This is a genomic window from Paenibacillus sp. FSL H8-0537, from assembly GCF_038051995.1.
Taxonomy (GTDB): Bacteria; Bacillota; Bacilli; order Paenibacillales; family Paenibacillaceae; genus Pristimantibacillus.
The window spans coordinates 3,352,908-3,379,183 of record NZ_CP150290.1 but is presented as its reverse complement, the minus strand read 5'-3'; the positions used below and the strand labels follow the sequence as shown (position 1 = coordinate 3,379,183).

The 26,276-nt window shown below is 48.2% G+C and carries 18 protein-coding genes; 2 read left to right on the top strand and 16 right to left on the bottom strand.

The features are described from left to right. Positions 1 to 92 precede the first annotated feature (92 nt). Positions 93 to 1,451, top strand: coding sequence for an amidohydrolase family protein (locus MHB80_RS14140; RefSeq protein ID WP_341282718.1), 1,359 nt, complete (start codon positions 93 to 95; stop codon positions 1,449 to 1,451). A 139-nt stretch (positions 1,452 to 1,590) separates the two neighbouring features. On the opposite strand, the gene MHB80_RS14135 is transcribed toward MHB80_RS14140, so the two are convergent. Both MHB80_RS14135 and MHB80_RS14130 read right to left on the bottom strand, forming a co-directional pair. Next, complete coding sequence (locus MHB80_RS14135) at positions 1,591 to 2,628, bottom strand: Gfo/Idh/MocA family oxidoreductase (protein ID WP_341282717.1); 1,038 nt, start codon at positions 2,626 to 2,628, stop codon at positions 1,591 to 1,593. 33 nt (positions 2,629 to 2,661) lie between these two features. Continuing rightward, complete coding sequence (locus MHB80_RS14130) at positions 2,662 to 3,552, bottom strand: sugar phosphate isomerase/epimerase (protein ID WP_341282716.1); 891 nt, start codon at positions 3,550 to 3,552, stop codon at positions 2,662 to 2,664. A 124-nt stretch (positions 3,553 to 3,676) separates the two neighbouring features. Between MHB80_RS14130 and MHB80_RS14125 the strand changes: the two genes are divergently transcribed. Further along, complete coding sequence (locus MHB80_RS14125) at positions 3,677 to 4,576, top strand: AraC family transcriptional regulator (RefSeq protein WP_341282715.1); 900 nt, start codon at positions 3,677 to 3,679, stop codon at positions 4,574 to 4,576. 239 nt (positions 4,577 to 4,815) lie between these two features. Here MHB80_RS14125 and MHB80_RS14120 read toward each other — a convergent pair whose 3' ends face one another. The 14 genes from MHB80_RS14120 to MHB80_RS14055 form a co-directional block, all read right to left on the bottom strand. Further along, on the bottom strand, positions 4,816 to 6,051 hold the full coding sequence (locus MHB80_RS14120) for a cytochrome P450 (RefSeq protein ID WP_341282714.1): 1,236 nt from the start codon (positions 6,049 to 6,051) through the stop codon (positions 4,816 to 4,818). 148 nt (positions 6,052 to 6,199) lie between these two features. After that, on the bottom strand, positions 6,200 to 7,087 hold the full coding sequence (locus MHB80_RS14115) for a TetR/AcrR family transcriptional regulator (protein WP_341282713.1): 888 nt from the start codon (positions 7,085 to 7,087) through the stop codon (positions 6,200 to 6,202). A 172-nt stretch (positions 7,088 to 7,259) separates the two neighbouring features. Next, positions 7,260 to 7,847, bottom strand: coding sequence for a DUF1349 domain-containing protein (locus MHB80_RS14110; protein WP_341282712.1), 588 nt, complete (start codon positions 7,845 to 7,847; stop codon positions 7,260 to 7,262). Between the two features lie 33 nt (positions 7,848 to 7,880). After that, positions 7,881 to 9,668, bottom strand: a complete 1,788-nt coding sequence (locus MHB80_RS14105) for a hypothetical protein (protein ID WP_341282711.1) — start codon at positions 9,666 to 9,668, stop codon at positions 7,881 to 7,883. A 202-nt stretch (positions 9,669 to 9,870) separates the two neighbouring features. Beyond that, entirely contained in the window at positions 9,871 to 10,857 is a 987-nt protein-coding gene (locus tag MHB80_RS14100) for a hypothetical protein (RefSeq protein ID WP_341282710.1), read from the bottom strand. Between the two features lie 44 nt (positions 10,858 to 10,901). Continuing rightward, positions 10,902 to 11,660, bottom strand: a complete 759-nt coding sequence (locus tag MHB80_RS14095) for an SDR family oxidoreductase (RefSeq protein ID WP_341282709.1) — start codon at positions 11,658 to 11,660, stop codon at positions 10,902 to 10,904. Between the two features lie 50 nt (positions 11,661 to 11,710). Continuing rightward, positions 11,711 to 12,409: a 4'-phosphopantetheinyl transferase superfamily protein gene (locus tag MHB80_RS14090; RefSeq protein ID WP_341282708.1), complete on the bottom strand. Its 699-nt coding sequence runs from the start codon at positions 12,407 to 12,409 to the stop codon at positions 11,711 to 11,713. Between the two features lie 10 nt (positions 12,410 to 12,419). Beyond that, on the bottom strand, positions 12,420 to 13,703 hold the full coding sequence (fabD, locus tag MHB80_RS14085) for an ACP S-malonyltransferase (RefSeq protein ID WP_341282707.1): 1,284 nt from the start codon (positions 13,701 to 13,703) through the stop codon (positions 12,420 to 12,422). A 131-nt stretch (positions 13,704 to 13,834) separates the two neighbouring features. Further along, positions 13,835 to 14,896, bottom strand: a complete 1,062-nt coding sequence (locus MHB80_RS14080; RefSeq protein ID WP_341282706.1) for an HAD-IIIC family phosphatase — start codon at positions 14,894 to 14,896, stop codon at positions 13,835 to 13,837. A gap of 14 nt (positions 14,897 to 14,910) precedes the next feature. Beyond that, positions 14,911 to 16,083 (bottom strand): acyl-CoA dehydrogenase family protein, encoded by a 1,173-nt coding sequence (locus MHB80_RS14075; RefSeq protein ID WP_341282705.1) that lies wholly within the window; start codon positions 16,081 to 16,083, stop codon positions 14,911 to 14,913. A 2-nt stretch (positions 16,084 to 16,085) separates the two neighbouring features. Beyond that, entirely contained in the window at positions 16,086 to 16,355 is a 270-nt protein-coding gene (locus MHB80_RS14070) for an acyl carrier protein (RefSeq protein ID WP_341282704.1), read from the bottom strand. Positions 16,356 to 16,423: 68 nt separating this feature from the next. Further along, positions 16,424 to 17,290, bottom strand: a complete 867-nt coding sequence (locus MHB80_RS14065; protein ID WP_341282967.1) for a 3-hydroxyacyl-CoA dehydrogenase NAD-binding domain-containing protein — start codon at positions 17,288 to 17,290, stop codon at positions 16,424 to 16,426. 58 nt (positions 17,291 to 17,348) lie between these two features. After that, positions 17,349 to 20,972, bottom strand: coding sequence for a non-ribosomal peptide synthetase (locus tag MHB80_RS14060; protein WP_341282703.1), 3,624 nt, complete (start codon positions 20,970 to 20,972; stop codon positions 17,349 to 17,351). A gap of 45 nt (positions 20,973 to 21,017) precedes the next feature. Beyond that, the gene (locus tag MHB80_RS14055) at positions 21,018 to 26,246 is read right to left on the bottom strand and encodes an SDR family NAD(P)-dependent oxidoreductase (RefSeq protein WP_341282702.1); all 5,229 of its coding nucleotides are present in this window, start codon (positions 26,244 to 26,246) and stop codon (positions 21,018 to 21,020) included. Positions 26,247 to 26,276: the final 30 nt, after the last annotated feature.

Below are 26,276 nucleotides of genomic sequence, written 5' to 3'. Positions count from 1 at the left end.
TAATCTATTGGCTTCTTCACCTATCGGTTTACAAATTGTGTAAAAATATGTAATCTATATTTGTAAACACATATGTAAAGGAGATGAATAGGTTGAGTAATCGCTACTTAATTAAGAACGGCTATTTTTTAACAATGGATAAAGCTCTAGGAGATTTTAAGAAAGCTGATATGTTAGTTGAGGACTCTATCATTGTCTCGATTCAAGAAGAGCTCGATGCTTCAGACTGCGAAATCATCGATGCAACGGATATGATTGTCATGCCAGGCTTTGTGGATACCCATCGGCATGTTTGGGAGTCCTTAGTCCGCACGATAGGAGCTGACTGGTCACTGCCGACCTATTTGCAAAATATTTATTATGGCGGATTTGGCAGCAAATTGCGCCCAGCAGACTGCTATGCTGCCAATTTGCTAGGTGCTTTGGAAGCGCTGAATGCCGGCGTAACTACCCTTTTGGATTGGACGATGATTTATTCTCCCGAACATGCAGACGGATTAATTCAGGGCTTGCAAAATGCTGGCATTCGCGCCGTATTCGCGTATGGAGCCTCCGGCGAGACTGAATATTGGGACCGCAGCAGCAAAAAGATCGTTTCCGATGACGTCTATCGCGTAAAAAGGCAGCATTTTTCCTCCGATGATCAACTGCTAACGATGGGCTTAGCCATAAGAGGACCTGAGTTCAGCCATTGGGACGCTACCGTTCAGGAAATACGGCTTGCAAGAGAACTCGATGCGATCTGTTCCATGCATGTCGGCTTTGGCAGTTGGGGCCCGGATGACCGCTCTATTGAAAAGCTATATAAGGCCGGCCTGCTTGGTCCCGATTTAAATATGGTTCACGCTAATACGATGGGCTATGACGAGTACAAAATGCTTGCAGATTCAGGAGCGTCGATATCGATTACTCCTGAGGTGGAAATGATGATGGGGCATGGCTATCCAGCAACCGGGCTGTTTATTGAAAATGGCGGAACGCCTACCCTTGGCGTAGATGTGGTGACTTCAACCAGCGGAGACATGTTTACACAAATGAAATTTATGCTGCAGGCGGAACGGGCAAGAACGAATCAGAACCTTTTAGCATCCAAAAACATGCCCGGTGAATTAAGTTTAAAGGCACAGCAAGTATTAAATTTTGCAACGATAGCTGGAGCCAAAGCTTTAGGATTAGACCGTAAAGTCGGAACCCTAACGCCTGGAAAAGAAGCCGATTTCATTATGGTTCGGATGACAGATTTGAATCTGTTCCCTGCCTCCGATCCGGTGGGGGCCATTGTACAATTTGCAAACCCGTCCAACGTTGATTCCGTATTTGTTGCCGGACGTCCGGTCAAACGTCACGGCCAGCTGCAGCATGTCGATTTAAATCATATACGTAAAATGGCAAACGAAAGTAAAGAATACTTATTTTCTGCTTTTGCAAATACCACAAACGGGGTCATTTAACCCGTCCAGCTTAGGAATATTTTCAATGGCATATACATGCTTATATTTGAACAAAAACCGGTCTCCAAAGGTTGGAAGCCGGTTTTGACCTGAAAATTTAGCCAATGAGCCTCTTAACATTCGCTCATATTTGCCATTATTATTTCATCATATCAGCAATAAGGACCTTCTGCCCAAGCCGCGCGCTCTCCAGCGATGCAAGCACCATGGCCATGCTGTAAATATTATCGCTGCTGTCGGTTTCCGGCTTGCGCCCTTCATCAAGCGCTGCAAACATTTCATCAAGACAGCCTTCGTGGAACTCATTATTCAGCTGCACAAGTCCACCCTCTATGCGCACATAATCGCGAATAAATTTGCCCGTCTGATCGCTTGGAGCAACAATTTCTGCATAGGGCTCACCGTTTCCGTCCCAGATGGCTGTACCATATTCTCCTGTTATACGCCACTGAGCTTCCCATGACGTAATCGCACCCTCCGCGCACCATGAGCCGCGATAATTAAATAGTGAGCCGTCTGACATTTCAAAAATACAGAGCGCTGCGGCATTTCCTTCATACCAAGAGCCAGGAGGGTTAAATTCATGGCAGTAGACCGATACCGGATTCGCTCCCGATACATACCGAGCCTGGTCGAACGTATGAATCGCCATATCGAGCAGCAGCGGGCTGCTCATCGCATCACGAAATCCGCCAAAGTGCGCGCCGATAAAAAAATCCGCACCGATAAAGCCGGTTCGCCCAATGTGGCCATCCGTCAGCAGCTTGCGCAAAGCGCGAATGCGCCCATCGTAACGGCGATTTTGCATAACGGCATGGGTATGGCCCGTGCGCTCCGCCAGCTTCACAATAGACAGGCACTCTTCCATTGATTCCGCCAAGGGCTTCTCGCCAAATACATGACAGCCCTGCTCTAGCGCTGTTTTGCCGATTGAATAATGACTAGATGGGATTGTAATATCAAAAACAAGGTTCGCTCCCGTCTCCACAAGTGCAGTCTGCAAGCTGGTAAAAGTCGGACAGCTCAATCCTTTACGCTCAGCCATCGCCTGGGCAAATTCCTCTTTAATATCGACCAGACCAACAATTTCCGTATCCTTCCTGCCTATTGCATAGTCCACCCATCTGTTCGCCATTCCGCCGCAGCCTGCGACAACCACCCGATATTTTGCTGGCATCGTGTTATTCCTCCCGCTTCTATTCAGCTCGTTTTATACGCTTGGATTTGGAACAAAATCGCCACCGCGGCAGCGCTTCAAATAATTTAAGGCATGAACCTGACCCGTCATTTCCAGCTCGTCCTTGTACACAGGATCATGCCAGCCTTCGATGTCGATTGTGCCTCTATAGCCATTTTGACGCAAAATCGTTATAATATCGCTCCAGTTGCTGTCGCCAAAGCCCGGCGTCCGATGCCACACAAATGGCTGCGGACCATGCACACCTTGCTCCTTCACAATATCCCAAGCGATCGTCGCATCTTTGCCATGAACATGGAATACTTTGCTTGCCCATTTGCGAAGCTGCGGGATCGGATCAATCAGGCTGACCATCTGGTGGCAAGGCTCCCACTCCAGGCCGATATTATCTTCCGGCACTGCGTTGAACATAAGCTCCCACGCTGCCGGATTATGCGCAATATTCCAGTCTCCCTGTGTCCAAGTGCCACCCATATCGCAATTTTCAAATGCAATTCGCACGCCTTTGTCCGCCGCACGCCTCGTTAGTTCCCCGAACACTTCCTTAAAACGCGGGATGGATTCATCAATCGGCTGGTCCGTCAATCGCCCGGTAAACCCAGATACAATATTAGCGCCAAAGAGCGGCGCATGGTCGATTAAGCGCTCCCAGCTAGCTAAAGTATCCGCATTGTCGCCTGTACCTGTAAGCGGATTGCCGAAGACGCTAAGAGCCGACACCACAAACCCATGCTGATCGGATAACGCTCTTACACGTTTAGCCAATTCCGTCAAATCGGTTTCGCCCGTAGTCTGCCAGAACGTCAAATTAAAAGATTCAAAACCATGTCCCACGATTTGCGGTATCATCACATCGGCATTCCCGCCGCCTACCAAGGTACCTATTCGAATTTGTTCACTCACTTGAATATCACTCCAATATTGGCTTATAGTATGCTTAGCACCTTCATTATAACGAGAGAATTACAAGATGACTCTAAACAATCTTGAGCAAAAGTAGTCTAATCTTGTGGTGGTGAATGATATTATGACGTATCCAAAGGAACTTTGGGAAAATACGCGACTAGAGCATAAGGCTTATCCCATTCAATTATTTCATAACCAATCACTTGGCATTAAACCGGGTGACAGCATGCTGTATTTGCACTGGCATGAGCATTTCGAGATTATTCTGATGCGGGAAGGCAGTGCGCTGCTGCATATCGACAGCAGACCTTATGAGATATCGCAGGGGGAGCTGATCGTTATTCCGGGAGGCGGCCTGCATGTTGGCTATGCGCTTAGCGAGGGTGATATTCGTTATGATTGTATCGTCTTTAATGCCTCGTTGTTCAATGAGTGGGTTCATGATCCTGTGCATGCGCAGCTTGTTGCGCCTTATCTGGAGGGAACGCTAAGATTCCCCGTCAAACCGCTAGAGCATGAGCAGCATGGCGGCGCTATCGTGAAGCTGCTGGATGAGCTGGTGGGAGAGCTTGACGACAAGCAGACAGGCTATCAACTGCTCGTCAAAGCGAAGCTGTACAGCGTGCTAACACTGCTTGCCCGCCGTTACGACAGCCAGCCGCCAAACAGTGGCAGAGGCGCAGCAGCCTCTCATTTGGCTAACCGCGACCGCTTCAAACAGCTGATCAAACGGTTGGAATCCGATTTTCAAACCAAAATAACGGTAGAAGCAGCGGCGCGGCAGGTTAATCTGAACCCATTCCATTTCTGCAAGCAGTTCAAAAAGCTGACTGGGCGCACCTTCATCGAATATGTTAATGTTTGTCGCGTAAACGAGGCACAAAGGCTGCTGCTGCAAACGGCATCTACCATTGCCGAAATTGCAGCAGCAGTAGGCTGCGACAATCCGAATTATTTTACAAAGCTGTACAAGCAGTACAAAGGCGTAACCCCGTCGGAAGCGCGCAAACGGCCATTGTAGCGCAGCACGGTGTTTCCTCTGGCATTGATGTGACGCTTTCACATACCAATCTGCTGCCTTTTGTTAATAAAAGAGACACAAGAGGCTCAGCCACGTTCCTGACTGTGTCTCTTGTGTCTCTTGTGTCTCTATCCCTTTGGCTAACATTCTAGCCTTTTTGATTAATGGCATGGAGCTTCGTATTGCTGATGTTAGCTGAAAGTACCCGCGCCTTCCGCTCAGGAGCAGTGTTTGTTTTTCTATGACTGAAGGATCTTCATCGGCAAATGAGTTAACGACTGCCCTACGGCGGAAGTTGTAAGGTAACGCTCCAGGTCAAAGGATTCAACAGCTTCAATTCCCGAAACCTTCTCCACAAATGCTCTTAGGGCAATGCTCAGCTCCATCCTCGCCAATGGGGCACCTAGACAAAAGTGAGGGCCATTACCAAAGGTTAAGTGCTTTTTGTTATTGGCACGATGAATATTGAGCTCAAACGGATTTTCAAACATACGCTCGTCCATATTCGCCGCGCTCATCCACGCGATGACAACGTCACCTTTTTTCAAATCGACGCCTAACAGATTGTTATCCTGCTTAACCGTACGATGTCGTTTGGAGCAGTGGAACCGGAAGCGAAGCATTTCTTCAACAGCTAGAGGAACTAGACTTGGGTCTTTCCTTAATTGATCATACAACGGTTTGCCTTCATTCAAAAAGGAATAAAACATACTGGAAATCGTATGGCTCGTTGTTTCTATTCCTGCTCCTAACAAAAGCATCGATGTCCGGACCACTTCGTCTTCGGTAAACTTCTCGCCATCTACCTCCACCTTCAATAGATCCGTAATGATATCGTCGCCAGGATTTGTCCGTTTATCGACGACCATAGGGTATAAAAATTGGTAATATTCCTGGGCTGCTGCCTGCTTTTTCAGTTCAATCTCATGCGCATTCTCCTCGCTCGCTGGCTGGAACAAAATGTCTACCCAGCTTTTAAAGAGGCCGCTGTCCGTAAGCGGGATTCCAAGCAAATCAGCCATTACCATAGCGGGCAGCGGAGTTGCCAGTGCCTGAACGAGATCAATCGTCGTGTTTGGTTTTATGTCCTCCACAAGCCGGTTCGCAATTTCGTTGATTCGAGGCTCCCAGTTTTTTAAGCTGCGGGGTGTAAAAGCAGCAGATAGCAAGGAACGGCTTTTTAGATGGCGTGGAGGGTCTACGTCTGTAATATTCAGCTTATCCGGAGGGGTTCCCTCCCGGTTTTTTGCCCCAACTAAAATGGTTGTTCTGGACCCTTCGCTCGAAAAATATTCATGCTTGCTCAGCACCTGCTTGACATCATCATACCTGAAGACATTCCAGGTGTCGGTACCTTCATGATAATATACAGGATGTTCGGAGAGCATATTCCGATACCATTCAAGCGGGAAAAACTCTTCCGATCTAGACTGAAACCGCGAAATTTCATGAACCGCAATCACTTCTTTATACATAAAGATGCCACCTTCCGGATTAGCTCTAACACAATAATTATACCATTCGTTCATTTAATTGGAATAATTCGTAAGAACTATTTGGGATTTGGCTATTTAAAAGGGTTTTATTATACAAATCGTTCATTTTTTCGATCGTCCGTTTAGCTTATCTCGGATGTGGTCTGCTTTGCTTCATATAGCACCAGCATTCTTTGACTATTTTTCTTGCTTCATTCTGATAGGAGCTGGATTCAAATTCGATTTGAAAGGCCGCTAATACCACTTCCACCATTGTTTTATTGAGCTCAGCATCCATAATCAATGATAGAAGCCCTTCTGTAAGTTCTTTGGCTTTGATGGTTGCTTGCGATTGATTTATGGAACGGTTGAACGTTTGAAGTTCAGCCACTAAGCTGTTTTTATCAAGCACGGTCGGTTTAGATAATGGGTTGATCAACGCAAGGCTGTCAGGATCAATCATATGTTCATGCCTCTCTTGCATGGCTTTCAACAAAATTTCGACATAATTCAACACCTTGGGCACGAGACTTTTCCAATCCGGCTGTTCGAGGCGAAAATTCCGCCATGTATTGGAAATTTGATGGATCATGCCCAAACAAAATATAGCTCCTTCATAGGTATAGTCTTGTAATTCTTCACCATATAATTGGGTCAGTCGTCCCGATAGCCAATCCAACTGAATTCGGGTCAGATTTTGCAAATCGATTTCCCCTGAATATAAGCCTGTCCAAAATAATTCCAATACAAGCTGCTTTTCCGGAATCGTTATTGGAATGACAAGTTGATCCACGAGCAGGTCGAAATCCGAGGTGTAGTTGCGAGTTTCCAAATCTTTTCGAATGATCATGTCCTCGTGCGTACATTGTTCCAAAATGGCCAGGATACAATCATCCTTGGACCCGAAAAATTTGTAAAATGTGCCTTTGGATACGCCTGATCGCTCCAAAATCATTTGAATAGACGTATTTGCTATACCATATTCCTCAAATAGCACAAGTGCTGTATCAAGCAGTAGTTGTTTGCGTTTATTCATAAGCTCCCCCTGGGTTCTTTCGCTTTGAAATGTATAAAGTGATTGTATCACCCTATGGGCAAAGGAAATAGAGCTTTGGTTGCCTAATAAGCTCGACCGAGTCATAAAAAACACCCCGGAATCCTTATGGATTTCGGGGTGTTTCCAAGTAATTTCGGCAGCCTTATTCCTTTTATTGATGAATCTTCCACTTGCATTCTGTCATTTCAAACTCACTAAAAACAGCCTTAAAAGAAGATTGTTCTGGGCTGCAGGCGTAGATGCCAAATTGTATTTCGTCTCCACCTTCGAACAAATGGAATATTCGCATTTGTTTATAACTGATTCCGTCATATGAACTTTCAATGCAATAATCACTTTCACGACGGCTTAATCGATAGTACATCGTCTTTACATTTGCCGGAATATCCGTCGTTGCCCAATCCGAAAACCCATGGTTGGTGACAACACTCCCTAACCGTTGATATTCATCATTTTCAAATTCGATAGAGGCTTTGAACCAGTTTTCACTATTTTGATAAAGGATAACCCCGCACTGGTCATAACGATGTTTACTGTCAAACTCTGTTTTCACAACAAATGAGAAGTAAGGCTCGGCTGTTTTCAGCAATAAAGCGGGGGCAGAATCATTTTGAAAACCGTAATAGGTGCGCTGCCAAAAATCGGTTCCCGGCTCTGTCGTAATCGTAACCTTATGGGGTTCGACGACATATTTTTTCGGTTCATGAAGCCAAAATGTACGTTGCAATTCATATTTCATTGTATAGGCCTCCTTATTTATCCAATCTAGACTCTAGAACAAATATCCATGCTGCAGTGGAGACAGCGCAATCGCCTTTTTGTAGATTAGTATGGAATCGCCCTGCTGGATATATTGTTTCAGATCTCCATAACCAAGCTCCGCATTAAAGTTATCTAAATAGTACAGCTTTGAGTCTTGCGAGTAAAAATAAGCGGCTGCATGATCGGTAATTTGAAAAGTATCCTTTTCTTGATAACCATAAACTTCAAAGGGATCATTGTTCTGATTTGAATTTTTTGTGTATAGCAGCAAACCGTCCTTCGGGTAATAGGTTGAATGTAATAGCTGAACGTCGTTAGAGATTAAACGACTTTCACCATTCAAGTAGCTGTGCAGCTCACCAGTGCTATCATTAGCTACATTTTTGAAATAAAAGAGTGATGAATCTTCCGGGATATATGTGAATTTATAAATATCCTCGGCGATCACTTGGCGATTAGCAGGTACTCCATCATCCAACTCATATCTCGCTAGCTGATGTTTGGATTGGATGATTTCATGCGTATATAACAGCTTACCATCTGCGGATATTGCAGCGTAGACTAGTTGTACGCCTTTTACCAACAACAATGAATCAACTCCGGCATCGCCCACGATATACGTTTCCTTATTCCTCGTGTTCCAATTGTACGGACTACTATTAAAGTTCATAGTAGCTGGTTGATCCTCATTCAAATAATACCTTTTCGGTTCAAATTGCTCATCCTCATATGCAGGGCTATAACTCCCCTCGCCTGCCTCATCTTTTTGATAGATAAGAACTTGATGCTCCACATTGCTGAATTGGAAGCTGCTAAAGTGATCGCCCATTTTCTTCGACTGGCCATCTTTGTAGAAATATAAAGACATTCCTGCACTACTGGTTGTTTCTTCATCTGTAGCGCGTGACTCCTCCTGCTTTTCTACTACCGTATAATAAAATGAATGGACTTGCGACCCCGCTATGTAGGTATCAAACTCCTGCAATAGGATGATTGGATCCGAGTTCGGAGTTTTGCTATAAAGCATTTTATAGTTTTCAGCTTTGTCTTCATTGAACTTAGAGTATAAGATAACGCCCGATTCCTCGTCAAAATATTCAACATTGCCTATATCGGAGTCAAGCATCACTGACTGATCAGGAGTGTCCAGCTCAGCGGAATATAACATCACTTTGTCGTCACTATCTAATTTCGAATAGTAAATGACCGATTTGGCAGCAGAGAACCATACATTCTTAATTTCAGAAGCAATCTTCAATTCTTTGCTCAGATTATGAATGTAGAGGCTTTCGTTGTGCAGCTCGTCCTCTTTAGAATATATGATCTGACCGCCGTCACGGCTCAGCATAAAGTAACAATAGTCGGTAACAGCAAGTAATTGACTTTTCGCTCCGTTGACTACTGATGTTTTTGAATTCATGTCGACATAATTGAGCTTGCAGCTATTTTCTGTTGCTCCACTAAAATAATACAGCTTACTATTGTCAGAGCTAAATTTAGCATACGAGTCTATCACTTCTGGAAAAAACAAGTCTGCCATATAAAATGGATATCTCCCACCTGATTCCTCTCTTGAGAAAAAAGGACTAGCTATCACAATAGGCTCTTGCTTATCTTTCACCTGCAGCAGCAGCTTGTTTTCCCCAAAAATAATGAGCGGATGAGTTGCTGCTTGATTTACAGAGTTTGAAAGAAGCACTACAGTCACGATAGTGATCATTCCTATTACAGCTAAACCTGCCATTTTTCTTTTTGAACCCATAAGCCCCGCTAATTTCTCTTTAATCGAAGTAATCAATGATGCTCCCCCTGTTTCCCGCATAAAAATAAAAGCTACAAGAAAGTTGCTTTCTTGTAGCTCGAATAGATACAGTAAATCTAAATCCCTCATTATAATGGAGTTAGATTCCAATATATAGATTGTCGAACAATTAGTCGTATCTTATCATAGCCATTTGGAAGTTTCAACAAATAAATCCGTAATTATAGTTACATTGTAGCTAAGCTTTCATCTTCTCCAAGCAGCTTAAAATAAAGGCTTGCTCCCGCTCCAGATTGTCCTGCAGCTTGGCATAGATGCTGCAAGACAGCTTCTCGTCCTCTTTAAATCTGTATTTAATCACTAAATTTCGCAAGGACAAGTACCGATGCTTCAAATCCGCGCTAGTGTCTAGCAGTCGCTGGTCGTATAGCATGTACCCATGATCCATCAAATAGGCAAGACGCTTTTCCATTAAAAGTTTGTGCTCATACAGCAGGTGATACGCGCGCAGGTCAAATTTTCTATATTCAGATGATGAGGTATCCATATTCTGTGGATCTGTAAGAAGCCGCTGCAGCGCTTGAAATCCGAATTCGAACTGCTGTTCCACCACCAAATCAAACGTGGGTCTGGCGTATAAATAATTTTGCAGACTGGCAGCAATTTGTTCCATACTAATATCGCATTCAAAGTCTGTCTTGCGCTTCAAAAAGCGAATTTCTGTATAGAAATCATATTCATCAGACGCACACCAATAACCCTCCTCCAACTCCGAAAAGGGGCATTCCGCCTTTATAAATTGCTCCACAAAGTTGTCTGCGACAAGCGCCATATCCTTGTCCAAATCATATCCGTAAATGAATAGCTCATGCATATGATGATCATTTTTATACGAATCTGTCAATGATATATAATAGCGGTCTACGAAAATATGTACATAATAGCCACGATCTATCGAGTCGATAATAACATCCTTTAATGATTTTCCCCATTTGGCAATGACTATGTCCTGAGGAAGCTGATTATAGGATAAGCCAGGACAGTTTTTGAGCAACATATGGTGATTGTCAAAAGCAAACATTTCCCATAAATAAGCATATCTGATTTGAATAAAATTATTGAATACCCACCGCCATAACGGTTCGTTTATGATGGAGAACAAAAATCCGTACGGGGTGTACGTGTTAACTTCCGGTTCCTGAAAGTAAAGCGCTTTTCTTGACATGGCTTGCCACCTTCCCTGTGTAATGACCATTCCAGGCTGCTAGCCTAAAAAATATGACAGCCTGCATCGACATGGAGAACTTCACCAGTAATACCTCGTGAAAGACGACTTAGTAAAAATAATGTCGCATCACCTATCTCATCCTGATCAACATTGCGCCGCAGCGGCGCCTGCTGCTCCATAGCTATCAGCTTATCTTGAAAATCAGCAATCGCTGAAGCGGCCGATGTGAGTACGGGGCCTGCTGATACTGCATTTACACGGATGCCATGCTTGCCTAGATCTTCAGCCAAGTAGCGCACGCTCGCTTCGAGCGCAGCCTTCGCAACACCCATGACATTATAATTTTTCACGACACGACCAGATCCTATGTAGGTTTGCGTCACAATCGCGCCACCCTCTTTCATTAAACCGCGCGCCTGCTTAGCCATAGCCACTAATGAAAAGCTGCTGGCGTTTTGCGCCAGCAGGTAGCCTTCTCTCGTCGTATCTATATACTCTCCTTGAAGCTGATCCGCATAGGCAATGGAATGTACGAGTCCATGAATCGTTCCAACCTGCTTCGCAATGGCGTTGAATGCTTCGGCAATGCTCGCATCATCTAGTATATCGCACGGTACAACAGCTGCCGCTTCAATGCCATACTCCTGAAGCAGCTTCGTCATTTTGCGCAACGACTTATCCTTTCGATAGGTGAAAACAAGCCTGGCCCCTTCCCGATGAAGCGCTTTGGCAACTCCCCACGCTAAACTCTTCTCATTGGCTACGCCTGATACGACTATGACATGATCTTTCATCAGCATCGGATTTATCTCCTCCGAACAAGGTTAAAATTTCTCTCAGCAGCTAGCTGTTACTGAAGCGTAGAAAGCAGGCTTTCCAACTCCTCGTAATCCAACTGCTTAAAGATGGGCACCGTCTCCTGATAGGTACACAGTGCCATCGCATGCTCTTCATCTGCAAAGGTTTGCATAAAATAAGCAGCAGAAGCCCCTTTTTCAAGGCTTGCCTCCACTTCACCGTCCGCCTTGATTAAGAAAGAGAATGAATCAAGCGGGATCGACATTCCTTTGCCCACTGCCTTAATATAGCTTTCTTTCAACGTCCACAGCTGGTAAAAATACGTGAGCTGACGGCTGACGGCCAGACTCATCAGCCTATTATATTCAACCGGAGCGAAAAACCGCTCTGCAATGGACAAGTCCTGTGGTTTCATTAGCTCAACGTCAATTCCAACCGGGCAGTCGCCAAAGGCGCAGACTACCCAGTCACCGGAATGTGACACATTGAAATGGAAGTCGATGGAAGAATGATCTAGCAACGGCTTGCCAAACTCATTTTTGTAAAAAGAAAGCTCAGCATTTGATAGCTTCCATCGCTTGGCAATAGCAAGTCGTGCCAATATCTCACCCGTCACCGAACGATAGGCATCAATCGGCCGGCGGAATCGCCCGGCCGCTTCCCGCTTGCTTGGTGAAACGTAATTCAACATAACTTCATACAGCGCCGCAGCTTTCTTCTCATCCAGCCGCAGCATATAAACCTCTATCATGGATAAACTCCTATCGGGAAATTTTTTCTGCTAGACGCGAAGGAGCAAGATAGTCGTTTAATTCATAATACATACCCGTCTCGTCAATAATTTGATGGAGCCAGCGAGTCTGCTCTTCTACCGAAACCTTCTTCGTATCCAAAATGATTTTCAGCAAATCGAGCGCTGTTCTCATTTGTTCCAAAGTTGGCTTCTCCCCAGTCTCCTCAAGACGATCCTGAATCTCCTGAATTTTGCGATACGACTTCACAACCTTCTCCTGATACTCCTCATTATCCCAGTTTTGGTTGAGGGTAGCTACTGCCACCGCCAAGCTGCGCGTAATAATAGTTGGAATATGCTTTCTGAGGCCCGGATAAGCCGCTAAAATTTGCTCGATTTTTTTGCGATCCTCCTTCGTGCCATAGCAGAGCGCTTCAATACCTTCCACATTCGCCTTCACCATATTGGTCAATACGTTTTTAGGTCCCATTTCGACCGTAAGCGTAACGCCTTTATGTTTAAAATATTGCATCGTACGCTCCCATTGTACCGGGCTAGTTATATGCAGCGCAAGATTTTGCGCCACTTTCTCCGAATGCGCCATCGGCTCGGCATTGCGGTTCGTAATGACCGGATATTTGAAGAAACCGTATTCCAGCCCCGACAATTTGTCCAATAATTGGTCGGCCATCGGCTGCATAAAGCTGCAGTGGAACGGAGCGCTGGCAAGCAGCGGCGTTGCCAGTCCGCCATGATTCGCGAGCCTGTCCTCCAGCTCCATAACCGCATCGCTTTCCCCGGAAATCGCGGTTTGAGTAGGCGTATTATAGCAGGATACCCAAACCTGGCGGCCCTCCAGCTCCATCGCTTTGCATTCATCCACAACCAGCTTGCGTTCGACACCATCAATAATGGACATCGCTCCAACATCGCTTGCTGCTACCTCGTCGGTCAGTTTTCCCCGTTCATGCAGCAGCTTCACCGCATCGGCAAAACGAATGGCTCCCGCGCAAGTAAATGCGGCATATTCACCAAGGCTGTGCCCTGCAAGAAATTGCGGGACAATACCGATCTCTTGCATATAAACGCGGAAGCTGGCTACGCTTGATACGAGAATAGCCGGCTGGGCATTTTTCGCTTTGGACAGCTCGGCAAGCGAGCCTTCAAAACAAAGCTTAGCCAAATCATAGCCAAGCACTTCGTTTGCTTCCTCAAACGTTTGCTTCACAATCGCATATTGATCATAAAGACCTTTCGACATGCCGACAAAGTGAGAGCCTTGACCTGGGAACAGAAACGCCATTTTTTCCATTATTACTTCCTCCAATATCATATTAGCCGTATTTTTTCCAACAAACAGGCATGCACGACAATTCAACCTGCTATCCTGCTTCAGCTAAACGCTCTAGCCGATATTCATCGTGAACCTGTCTTATTCATTCATTAAACACGGCTGATTAAGGTGAGATAGTCTGGAGCACTTTGCAAATGAGCGACATCATGCTCGAAAATGAGCATTCCATCATGCTCCTCTACTTCCTTGAAGCCGGCAAATTTATACGTAAGCAGCATCATGCGATTACGGTCTGTAGGCACGAACTCGGCGCGTAGTACCGCTCCCGCATCATGCGCCATCTTGGCGACGTATTGCAGCATGATACTGCCTACTCCTCTAGACATAACACGGCATGACATTAACAACAGCTTCAGCGTCCAAATGTTGTCCTTGCATTCAAGCAGCGTTAAACCGATTTTGCCGTACGTGCCGTATTTATCCTCCAATTCGGATATAAGCAGCTTGTGATTCGGTGAATGACGGAATTCATCCAATTCCTCATAGGAGTAGGTGTAGCCGGTTGCATTCAGCTGATGAGTTCTTACCGTCAGCTCCTCCGCCCGCTTCAAATCGTCTCCCTCAACCGAAGAAACCGTAAACACCATACCCAGTGAGGCGAGAAACTCCTCCTGCGAGCCATCGAAGCTGGATTCAACTTCATTGCGTACGATATCGCTCATGTAGAGGCTTCTGCGGTTCCGGGAGTCCTCCGTAATAAAGGTTGGATTAAATTCCGGCCTCTCGAGCAGCCCTTCTGTCTCGGCAGCATCTATGCACAGGACGTCAGGATGGTTGAAGCTGACCTCTTCCCGCTCAAACGGCTGATCGTCGATAAAAGCAATCGTGTCCATCCCGATATTAATCGATTCGACAATCGTCTTGATTGCAGCTGATTTGCGGTTCCAGCTAATTTGCGGATAGATGAAATATTGCTCAATCCCGAGCTCTCTCATTTTCTCCATCGCCACATCATGCTCATTGCGGCTGGCAATCGACTGCAGGATACCACGCTCATCCAGCGTTTTAATGACGTTAACAATATCGCTTCGCAGCTCAACAGTCGTATCTTCCATTAAAATACCGTTCCAAATCGTATGGTCCAAATCCCACACGACGCATTTAATTTTACGCTTTGCGGTATCCTTCTTCTCCTCAACATTGTACGCCACAGGCACTCATCTCCTTATGAATTGGCTGTTTGAGCCATTGTCCGCCCTGCTCGGCGGCTTGTCACGAACTGCTGCTCAGCAATCAGCATTTCATGCATCTGCGACGTTCCCTCGATGATTTCATTAATTTTGGCATCGCGGAAATAGCGTTCCACCGGGTACCCGCTATGGCAGCCGTTAGCTCCATGTATTTGCACCGCATCGTTAGTAATTTTGGTCAGCATAGTCGAAGCAAAATATTTAGCCGTCCACGTTTCCATAATGCTGTCGGGATCGCCGCTATCGCGTAAATATCCAACTTTATAGCAAAGCATTCTAGCCGCCTTCACCTGTACGGCCATTTCAGCAATCATCTTCTGAATCAGTTGATTATCCTGGAGCGGCCGTCCAAATTGGACTCTTGTGCTGCCGTATTCTAACGAAGCCTCCAGGCAGGCCTGCGCCAAACCAACGCAGCCGCAGGCTATTGTATATCTGCCGTAATCGAGACAGGGCAGCGCAATATGCGTCAGTCCCATGCCGAGCTTGCCCAGCAAATTTTCTTGCGGAATTCGGCAGTCGGAAAGCACAACTTCGGCGATCATGGAGCCTCTTGCACCAAGCAGACCGGACATGGGTAGCACCGTTACCCCGAGCCGCTCCCGCTCTACGAGAAATGCCGCTGGCTGGCCCTCGCATTTGGCAAAGATGAGAAACAAGTCAGCAATTTGTGCGATCGTAATCCATTTTTTGCGGCCATTTAATACGTATTCATTCCCGTCTAACTCTGCCGTTGTTGCGATGCTCTTGGCATCGCTGCCAGCGTTCGGCTCCGTTAGGCCAAATGCTGCCAAAGTGCTGCCCGTCGCCAGCTTGGGAAGCCACTCGCTCTTCTGCTGCTCCGTTCCCCAGCGCAAAATCGCAAGGGATACCATTCCGTGAACGGTCAACAAGCTTCTTGCTGAAGAGCAGCCGCGCCCCGCCTCCTCGTTGAGAATGCCCAGGGTCACGTTGTCCAGCTCCATACCGCCGTATTTTTTAGGCAGCATGGATCCCAGATAGCCGGCTTCTGCCATTTTCCGGAGCATATCCGGATGGATACGCTCCTCGCGGTCATTTAGATCAGCTAGCGGCACCATTTCGTTATCAACAAATGCACTGAACTCATTTTGCCAATTTTCCTGTACCTCAGTCAGTTCAATTTTCATCCTTAACCTCCCGAAACTTGTGAAGACTGCTGATCGACTGCTGCTTTCTCTTGAATTAGACTGACCATCCGATTAATGGTGCGGAAGTTGTCCAAATCCATGTCACGGCTATCAATAGTAAGCGCAAACTCCTTCTCCAGAAACATAACCAGCTGCATCGCGAACAGTGAATTGACAAATCCTAGGGCGAAAATATCCTCATCGTCACCAAGCTCATGCTTGCGAAAAAACCGCGATAAAAACTTTTTAATTTTCACTTTCTGTTCTTCCATTATTGACACTCTCCTCATTCCGATTTGGGTGAATCTATTATTAAATCAAATCCATTCATGACTAAGCATTAATACGTATAAAATCCTTGACCGCTTTTGCGGCCATGCAGCCCCGCGTCGACCATTTTCCTAAGCAGCGGACAGCAGCGGAACTTCGAGTCCTGATAGCTTTCATAAAGCACATTCAAGGAATGCACGACCGTGTCCAGGCCGATCAAGTCAGCCGTTTCGAGCGGACCCATCGCATGTCCGTAGCATTTTTTGAAAATTTCATCGACTTCCTCCGCTGAAGCCACCTGATCCTGCACGACATAAGCAGCTTCATTCATAAACAAATGGGAAATCCGATTGGATACAAAGCCCGGATAGTCGTTAACGACGATCATTTCCTTGCCCATGGCGCCCATAAGCCCGTCAACCGCACGGATACATTCCTCAGAGGTATGAAAGCCGCGAATGACCTCGACCGTTTTTTTGGTGGGCACCGGATTCATGAAATGAGTGCCGATCACTTGCGGTGCGCGCTTCGTAACAGCCGCCAGCTTTGTAATGGAGATACAGGACGTATTAATCATAAAAATGCATTCTGGCTGGCAGATGCCATCAATAAGCTCATAAATGCCGCTTTTGACGTCCCAATTTTCCGTAGCGTTCTCGATGACAAAGCTGACATCGCTGAGGCTATGATGCTCCGTCGTAAATGCGATGCGGTCCATAATTGAATCCGTTGCCTCCAAGTTCCCTGAGGAGCCGAACAGCCCGCGAAATCGCAGCTGGGTAGCAATTTCCTCCCTAGCTTGTTCAAGCTTCGCATGCTCAATATCGACCAATACAACCGCTAAGCCTGATTGGGCGAGTGCTTGGGCAACCCCTCTTCCCATTACACCTGCTCCGATTACCCCGATTTTCACAGCATTCTCCACTTCTTTCTTCATTGGATTTTGATAGGCCAGCTCCCGCCCCCAGCCAATCCGCTTGCTAGCAAAATGCTGCCTAGTAAGTCGATTGGCTGCCTTCCAGCTCAAGGGTCTGGGGATGCATGACTACGAGCTTTGCCGCGTATTCCCGCTCCAGAGCAAGTGCCGCGTCGAGCTGCACGTTCAGTTCAACCGCAGCCTGTGCGCTTAATTTGGTGGAAAAAACCGCTTTGGCCACTAGGGACCGGACTTGCTTCCAAGCTTCCAGGCTATTCACAACCGCGCTCTGAAGCTCCAAATACCCACCGGCTAATTGCTCATAACGATAGTGGTCTACGAGCTTGGCATTTACGATTTGATTAAGCGTATCAAGCAAGCTTTCGCCATAATCCTTAATCAGCTGCCCAGCCTGTAGAGCTTGTTTAACCTTTTCCAGAAATCTGCACAGCGCATGCAGGCTGCCTTCCAGAAGCTGCTGCCTATGTGCAGCGGCGGAAGCAGTCGTTTCTAGCAAGCTATCAGGTGTAGACCCTACACCATCAGAAGTGACAGCTGAAAATTCATAATAAACAGGCGTTTCGCTGCCAAAATGGTCCATAAAACCAAGATGGCCCTGCAGCGTATCCTCGTAGCTCACCCATCTCTTCTCATAGGTCAGCCTTTCGATATGGTCATGCTCAATAACGCCGAACATCTGCGTGCTGTCATCAAAGCCGAATACGAGCCAGGAATGCGGCCAATGCCTCTTTTGGTACGTTTCCGTCCGGTCTGAGGCGTAGTAGCAGTCAATTCGCACAATGACCGGCTTATGGCTGAGAACCGCTCGTTTGAGTTCCTCGATTACGGAATGGCCGACCTCTCTCGTTTCCATCCCAATGCCTATTCCAAGCAAAAGCTGCTCTAATGGCTTTGCCGCTGCATAATCTACCTGAAAGTGGACCGTGTCCTCGTCATAGCGATAGATGACCGTATCATTAGCGAGAATAGGCAATAGACTTTGCTGGTAGTAGGATAGAATCGGAAACAGCGAGTGATAGAAACATTCCTTGTAAAATAAATCGTTAAACGGTTTGATTCGCTCAACATGCCTCAGCGTCATCATTGCTGCACTAGCGAATGCATCAGATCCAGCTGCCGCTTGGCTCCTGTGAGCAAAAGGCGCTGCTGCTTCACCGTTCATCCTCCTCAGGAAGCCCCTAATTGTCGGGTAACGGTAAATATCCTCGCTTTCAAAGGACAATCCCGCTTTCTCCAGCTCGACCTCCAGCTTCAATGCTTTGAGCGAATGTCCGCCGATATTAAAGAAATCGTCGGTTACGCCAATCGTCTCTAGCTCCAGCACAGCCTTCCAAATGAGCAGCAGCTTCTCCTCCTGTTCATCTGCTGGCGGCTCGCCGATGAATAATCCGCTGACCGCTTCATAAGGACTGGGCAGCTGCTTTCGGTCTATTTTTCCGTTTGGCGTATACGGAAGCTCACTCAGCGGAATATAGAACGAAGGCAGCATATAATCGGGAAGCCGGGAAGCTATTGCGCTTCTTATGACATCCGCGAGCAGAACGGCCGAGGATACGTAGTAGGCGCAAAGAATGGGGCTCCCCATGCTGTCCTCCTGCGCAATGCAAACGGCGGCTTTAATCTGCTCCATGCTCAAAAGTGCAGACTCTATCTCGCCCAGCTCGACTCTAAAGCCCCTGATTTTCACCTGATGATCGATACGCCCCAGAAATTCGATGTCCCCGTCAGGCAGCCGCCTTGCCAGATCGCCTGTCCGGTACATTTTCCCGCCGCTTCCGCTTCCATAAGGGCACGGAACGAATCTATCGGCAGTCAGCTCCTCCCGGTTCCAGTAGCCGATAGCTACGCCATCTCCAGCGATGCACAGCTCCCCAGCCACGCCTTCCGGCAGCAAACGAAGATGCGAATCAACAATATACATTTGCGTATTGGCGATGGGTGCCCCCAGCGTTATGCTGCTCGCACTCGTCACATCCTTGACAGAGGACCACACCGTCGTCTCTGTTGGACCGTACATATTGTATATACTTGCCCCTCTGCACCTTTCTCGAAGCTGGTGAAGCAGCTCATCCGGGAAAGCTTCCCCGCCTACCATAAGCGTCGTTATTTGATCCATGCCTGCTTCCGCCCCGTTATCGTTCAGCAGCAGTTGAATCCGGGAAGGCGTCGCCTGCAGCAGCTCGATCCGATTATGCTTCAGCCACCGCTGGAGTAAGGCTGGATTTTGCTGCTCCTCTTCGCCCGCAATGACGACAACCAGACCTTGTGTCAGCGGCAGGAGCGTCTCCAGCACGAATATATCGAAGCAAAGCGTTGTAACGGCAGCAATTGTTTTTCCTCCGGTGAAGGCAGGGATTCGGGTTGTAATGCCCGTAATAAAATTCACAACTGCCTTGTGCGGAACCAGCACACCTTTCGGCAGGCCAGTAGAGCCGGATGTATAAATTAAGTAAGCAGCATCCTCCGGGTCGTTCACATTAGACAGCAGCGGATCGAATTGTCCATATACCCGTCTATCGTCGAGATTTACGGTTTCCCCTTGAAAATCAACATGGCTGATTAGTCCATCCTGTGTAAGCAGTACGCCCGCCCCGCTGTCGGCCAGCATATGCTTGATCCGGTCTGGCGGATAAGTTGGGTCAATGGGCAGATAGGCACCCCCAGCCTTGAGCACCGCCAAAATAGCAACCATCATTTCCAAAGAGCGATTCGTCATGACAGCGGCAACCCGCTGCCTGCCAATCCCCTTGCTGCGAAGCAGGCAAGCTAGCCGGTCCGAGCGATCTTTAAGCTCCCCGTAAGAAAGCTCATTCCCGTCAAAACGCAAGGCGGTCCAATCTGCCGTATGCATGGCTTGACTGTCAAACAGCTCCTGTACCGTTTTATCCTTTGGATAAGGTACAGGTGCCAGATTAAACCGATCAAGCGCGTCCATTTCCTCCTGTGAAAGCATGCTTATCTGGTTCAGCAGCTTATCGGTACTATGAAGCACCTCGCTGAGAAAGCCCACAAAGTGGTTGAAAAGTCGTTCCATGTATCGCTGCGAATACATGGAACGTTCATAAAGCAGCTCCAATTGAAGGCGATTGCCTTCCATCATGAAATAAAAGGTAACCGATGCTTTCGAGTCCTGCATGTATATGGGTGCATGCAGTGTATTCAGCGCAACGACTGTTTTAAAAGCATGGACAACGGCTTCGGGGTCCTGCTTAAGCAGCCTGATGATAGCTGGAAAAGGAATATGCTTGTACTTCCTCGCCTCCTGCACCGTTTGGCCAACGCGCTGTAAATATTCCTTGAAGGACGACGCTTCATCAATAGGAACCTGCAGGGCGATCAACCGGTTGGGAGCTGTGCTTTCTGCCGTTTGTTGTCCGGATGGCATTCCAGCGGTCACGATCTGCTCACCTGTATATCGATGAAGCATATAGAGCGCACCTGACAGCAAAAACGCATACAGGCCTTGCTGGGAGTTCCTGCAAACGGACAGCAGCCTTTCAGTTAAAGCAGGCGGAATCGGGCCCTTGATCAAATCTACCGCTCCCTGACGCAAGCCTGCATCTTTCAGATCGCCCTCAAAGGCAGTCGGCTCAGCTGAAGGATCGAGCTTGCTGAGCCAATACTCCCGTTCCTCCTGCCACTTGCCACTCGTCAATAGCATATTTTCCGAATAGGAATCCATATTCATTCCCTCCCTTCTTTTCTACATGCTTGATGGCACAGGCGCCTATAAATTAAAGGAAATTTCCTCATCATCCTCATATAAAGGCACATCGGTTTTGCTGCTGGACAGTTCAATATTTTGCAAAAGGATATCGGGCTTCTTGGTGATCGCATCAAGAATGCTCATGTAATCCTCCAACATCCGCTCCGCTGTTTGCATATAATAAAGCCGCGAATTGTACTCCAGCCGAAGTCGAAGCATTCCGCCCTGCTCCATCGCCTCCAGCGTCAGTTCATAATCGGTCAGATTGTAAATCTCATCGATAGAATGGCCAATCGCTCTTTCATCAACAGCCACATTTTGATAAATAAACACCGTATCGAACAGCGGGTGGCGGTTCGCGCTTCTCTTCACGTTCAACTGCTGGATCAGCTCGTCCAACGGGTAATCCTGGTTGTCGAAAGCCTGTACAGCGCTTGCTTTAATATGCTCTAGGCAGCTCAAGAAAGTGAGCTCCTTGCGGGGACTAACCCGCATCGCCATCATATTGATAAACATGCCGAGAATTCTGTCCATTTCCCGCTTTGGCCGTCCTGTAACCGGTGATCCGATGACAAGGTCGTCTTGCGCAGAATATTTGGACAGCAGCACGGCATAAGCGGCGAGCAGCAGCATATACATCGTCGTTCCTGATAAGCTTGCCAGCTGTTTCAGCTTCTCCGTCAGTTCGCGGTCAGCCAAGCTCATCACTAAACCGCCTTCAAAAACAAAATGCTCGGGTCTTGGCTGATCTGTCGGCAGACGCAGCACGGGAATTTCGCCCGCAAACATCTCTTCCCAGTAATGCTGCTGGCGCTTCATTTGCTCCGTCTGCGCGAAGGCGAGCTGCCACTCCACATAGTCCTTGTATTGATAAGGCAGGGCAGGCGGCGTTTCGCCCTTGTACAGCTGCACAAGCTCCCTCATGAATATTTCCATCGATACTCCATCCGTAATAATGTGGTGGGCATCGTAAAGCAGGTAATATTTTGCCTCCTCTACCTTCACAAGGCCCAACCGGAAAAACGGCGGTTCATTCAAATTAAACGGCTGCTTAAACCGATTAATAATGTCTTTAGCCTCGGCCTCTCCAGCTTCCCAATAACCCATCTCAAATGGGACTTGTCCGCTGATCACTTGGACAATTTCCCCTTCTATGCTCGTAACGGCTGTTCGCAGCACCTCATGCCTGTCAATCATGCGGCGTACAGCCAGCTCCATCCGCTCAGGCTCCACCCGGATGTTCAGCACTGAAACTCTAAACTGATTGGCGCTTGTCAGCTGCGGTTCCCGTTTAAAGCCAAGGAACATGCGCTTCTGGGCGTGGGAAGCTGGATAATACGGCTTTGCACCCGCCTTCTGCATAGGAGGATACTGGCCGGAGCGGACAGGTCCAAGGCTGGCGGTTTGCTTTTGCAGGTGCTCCGCCAGTTGAACGATGGTCGTATGTTCGAATAAATCGCTGATGGACACCGATTCGAATGTGTGCGTCTCGATCTCGCCCTGGAGCTTCATTAATACGAGTGAATCCGCGCCCATTTCAAAGAAGTTGTCATAGATGTCAATCTCCTCATAGCCGAGGACAAGCTTACAGCATAAGGCAAGCTTCTGCTCGAGCTCCGAGTAGCTGCCAGCCTCCCGGCCAAGCAGGACCACACCGTCCGCACTGCGTTGCTTCTTTTGTCCACTGTGGCCGCTTGGCTTGCGTTTGCTGTCTTTCTTCGCCGCAATCCGCTTCCGAATCGAATCGGAGCAAGCTACACCGGAGCGCTCAAGCAGCATCGCTCCTGCCCCGTCATAGTGGATTTGCCCAACTAACGCTCTGCTCACACCGCTCTTCAGCAGTTTTGCAAAACCTTCAAGCCCTTGCTCGGTCGGCAGCGTCTTAAAAATCGTATCGAATACGTGTCCGCCGTCAAAGGCCATTCCGGTTTCCTTCCACGTCGTCCAGTTTACCGTAATCGTACGTCCGCCTCTTCTTTGACGATAAGGCGCATAAGCATCCAAATAAGCGTTAGCCGCCGCATAATCCCCTTGCCCAAAGGCGCTGAATATGGTCGCGACCGACGAGAACATAATGAAAAAATCTAACTGCTGGTCTTGCGTAAGCTTATCGAGCACCCAAGTACCGTACACCTTCGGTGCATAGATGGCCTCGAACATATCATCGCCTCTGTCAGCAAGCGGCCCGTCGTTTGAGATGCCTGCACCGTGCACGATACCCCGTATTTGCCCATACTTGCTTTTCAAATCAGCGATAACCTGCTCCATAGCGCCATAATCGGCTGCATCGGCACCGATGCATTCTACCGTGGCTCCCAGCAGCTCCAGCTCCTTCACCGTAAGAAGCCGCTTTCTCAGCTTTTCCGAAGCGCTGCTGCCATCAAGAACAGCCTGCCATTCCGCGCGCGGCGGCAGCGGAGTTCGGCTAATTAAAGCTAAATTGACCTTGCTCTGAGCTGCAAACCATCTCGCCATTTCCAGCCCAATGCCGCCTAGTCCGCCAGTAATCAGGTATACTCCTTGCTCCTGCAAGTTCAAGCCTTGGCTAGTTTCTAGCTGCTCGCTTGGCAGCTCGGCAAATATTTCGGTGTATCTGTCGCCATTTCGAAGCGCAACTCCGTACACGTCAATCGCCTGAAGCTCTCCCATAAGCTGTTCGTGCACCGCCGATTCCTCTATATCGATAAATTTGCAGGCAACATCGGGCAGCTCCTTGGCGATAACCTTGCCCATGCCGTATATAGGAGCATGATCGGGAATAAGCAGCTTCTCAGCGCCTGTAGCCTCTACAGCATTGCTAGTGAGGATATGCAGCGCAATTGGCTGCTGGATTTCCGCCTGCACCAGCGCTTTTATTAAATAAAACAGGCTATAGGCACCGCTTGTCTGCCGCCGCTTCAGCATCTCCAGCGTATCGCTGACGTCCTGTGTGTTCAGCGCTAACAGGTGAATGATTTGGCCAAATGGCTCATCCTTCAATGCCTGCATAAGCTGGAAATAGCTTGCCTTTGTTCCGTCAATTCGGTAGCCTTCGGCGCTTGAGCTGGCCGTGCAGCCAAAGGGCACATCGTCCTCCGCAAGCTCCACCTCGATCACCTGCCTGCCGCTTTCCCGCAAAGATGCTGCTATTGACTGTCCGACTCCCGCCCGATCCATAAATATGACGGCTGCTCCTTCAATGCCGGAAGGCACGGGGATTCTGCTGCACTTGCGCCACTGCATGGCGTAGAGCAGCGTATCTTCAGTCCCGTCTTTGCCGCTCCGCTGCGGCATATTAAGCTCTAGCCAGCAGCGCTGTTTCTCAAAGGCGTAGGTTGGCGCATACGTTTTGCGGCGGGCTTCGCCCTGATACAGCTCCTCCCAATTGACATCCGCACCGCGGACATACAGGCTGCCAATGTCTTGAAGCAGCTGCTTATCCGTTTTGCCAGTGCCGATGAACTGCCGAACCTTCTCGGAGGCGGTGCGTGTCAGTTCCGCATGCTGCGGCTTCTTAATTTCATTTTCAGCCAATACCTGCTTATTTCCCGAGACGACCTTATGTCTGCCGTAGTGCATATCATTGTGAATGCTTTCTTCAAGAGCATTGCTCGCCATAAGAGCAATTTTGCGCCTTAAGTCAGCGGCATTCTCGAAAATGATAGCAATGCGGTGCGCATAATGGCCTCTGCCGGTGCTAGCCGTATAGCATAAATCCCGAAGCGGGATTTGTGCCTCCCGGTTTAAGAACTGCTCGTAGCGAGATACGATTCCAAGCAGCGGCGCCATGCTTTTGGCCGATATCGCAAGGACATGGGGCATGCCAGCGTAGACATCCTCGGCCTGCTCCGGCTGCTGCGGTGGAACATACTCCTCCAGAACGATATGGCAATTGGTTCCGCTCAGGCCAAAGGCGCTGATGCCGCATCTGCGCGGATGCTCGGCAGCTTCCCACTCCCGCAATTGGGTGTTGACGTAGACCGGCGAATCACTGAAGCTAATCGCCCCATTCGGGCGGTTGAAATGGGCAGTAGCCGGTATTTTGCGATGCTTTAACGACATAGCGCCCTTGATAACGCCGGCAATGCCGGCGCATTCGTACAAGTGGCCTACGTTGGTCTTAACCGTGCTGACTGCGCAAAACTGCTTCCGGTTCGTATGCTTTTTGAAGGCCCTATACAGCCCTTCAATTTCGAGCGGATCGCCAAGCCTCGTGGCTGTGCCATGCACTTCAATGTAGGAAAGCGTCTCGGGATCGATGCCAGCGTCCTTCCACGCTTTAAGCAGAACCTCGGCTTGGGCAGCCGAATTGGGAGCGGTTATGCCGATTGAAGTGCCATCCTGATTAATGGCGCTGCCTTTAATAACCGCATAAATCCGGTCCCCATCCTTTACAGCCTGGCTTAGCGGCTTTAGCAGAACAGCAGCACTGCCTTCTCCCCAGCCAGCGCCCTCGGCTTCTGCATCAAACGTCCGCGTCCGTCCATCCACCGCCTCAACACCCAGCTTCAGACCGGAGTTGTCGATAGGCAGAAGATTGAGCCTGATGCCGCCCGCAATCGCCATTTTGCAGTCGCCATTATGAATGGCCTTGCTCGCTAGATGAATGGCAACCGATGAGGAGGAGCAGGCCGTATCCAAAATAAGCGTAGGCCCCTTCAAATCAAGCATGTAGGAAATTCTCGTCGGAAGCATGGCGGCAATGTTGCCTGTCAATGCCGTTGCCGCTGATTCCGGCTCCGTTTCCAGTATCATGGAATGATAGCTTGAGCTGCTGGAGTAGCCCACATATACGCCTGTATGACTTCCAACAAGCTTATTCCCGCCATAGCCCGCATCCTCAATGGCTTCCCAGGCCGTTTGCAAAAATATACGCTGGGACGGATCCATCAGTGCAGCCTCATTCGGCGTTATGCGGAAAAAGCCATAATCGAAGGAAGCGATATCGTGCATATAAGCACCAGGGGAATATTTTAATTCCCAGCCCATTTCATCCAGCATGTTGGTCAGATAGCCGTCAATGTCTGCGCTTCTTTCTTGCGGAAAGGCGCCTATTAAATCAACGCCAGAGGCGATTTGCCGCCAGAACTCCTCTGAGGAGTCGGTTCCCGCTATATGGGAGGCCATCCCAATAATGGCGATGTCCTCCTTGCGGTTATCCTCTTGCTCTGCCTGTGCCTGCCTAAGCAGTGTGACCATGCGAATCGCATCTTCTTTTTCGATTTTTCCTTCGGTAGCTCTCTTGAGAATATAGTGGTACAGCTTATCCATAGCCTTTTACCCTCCGGGCGTCCAAATTTG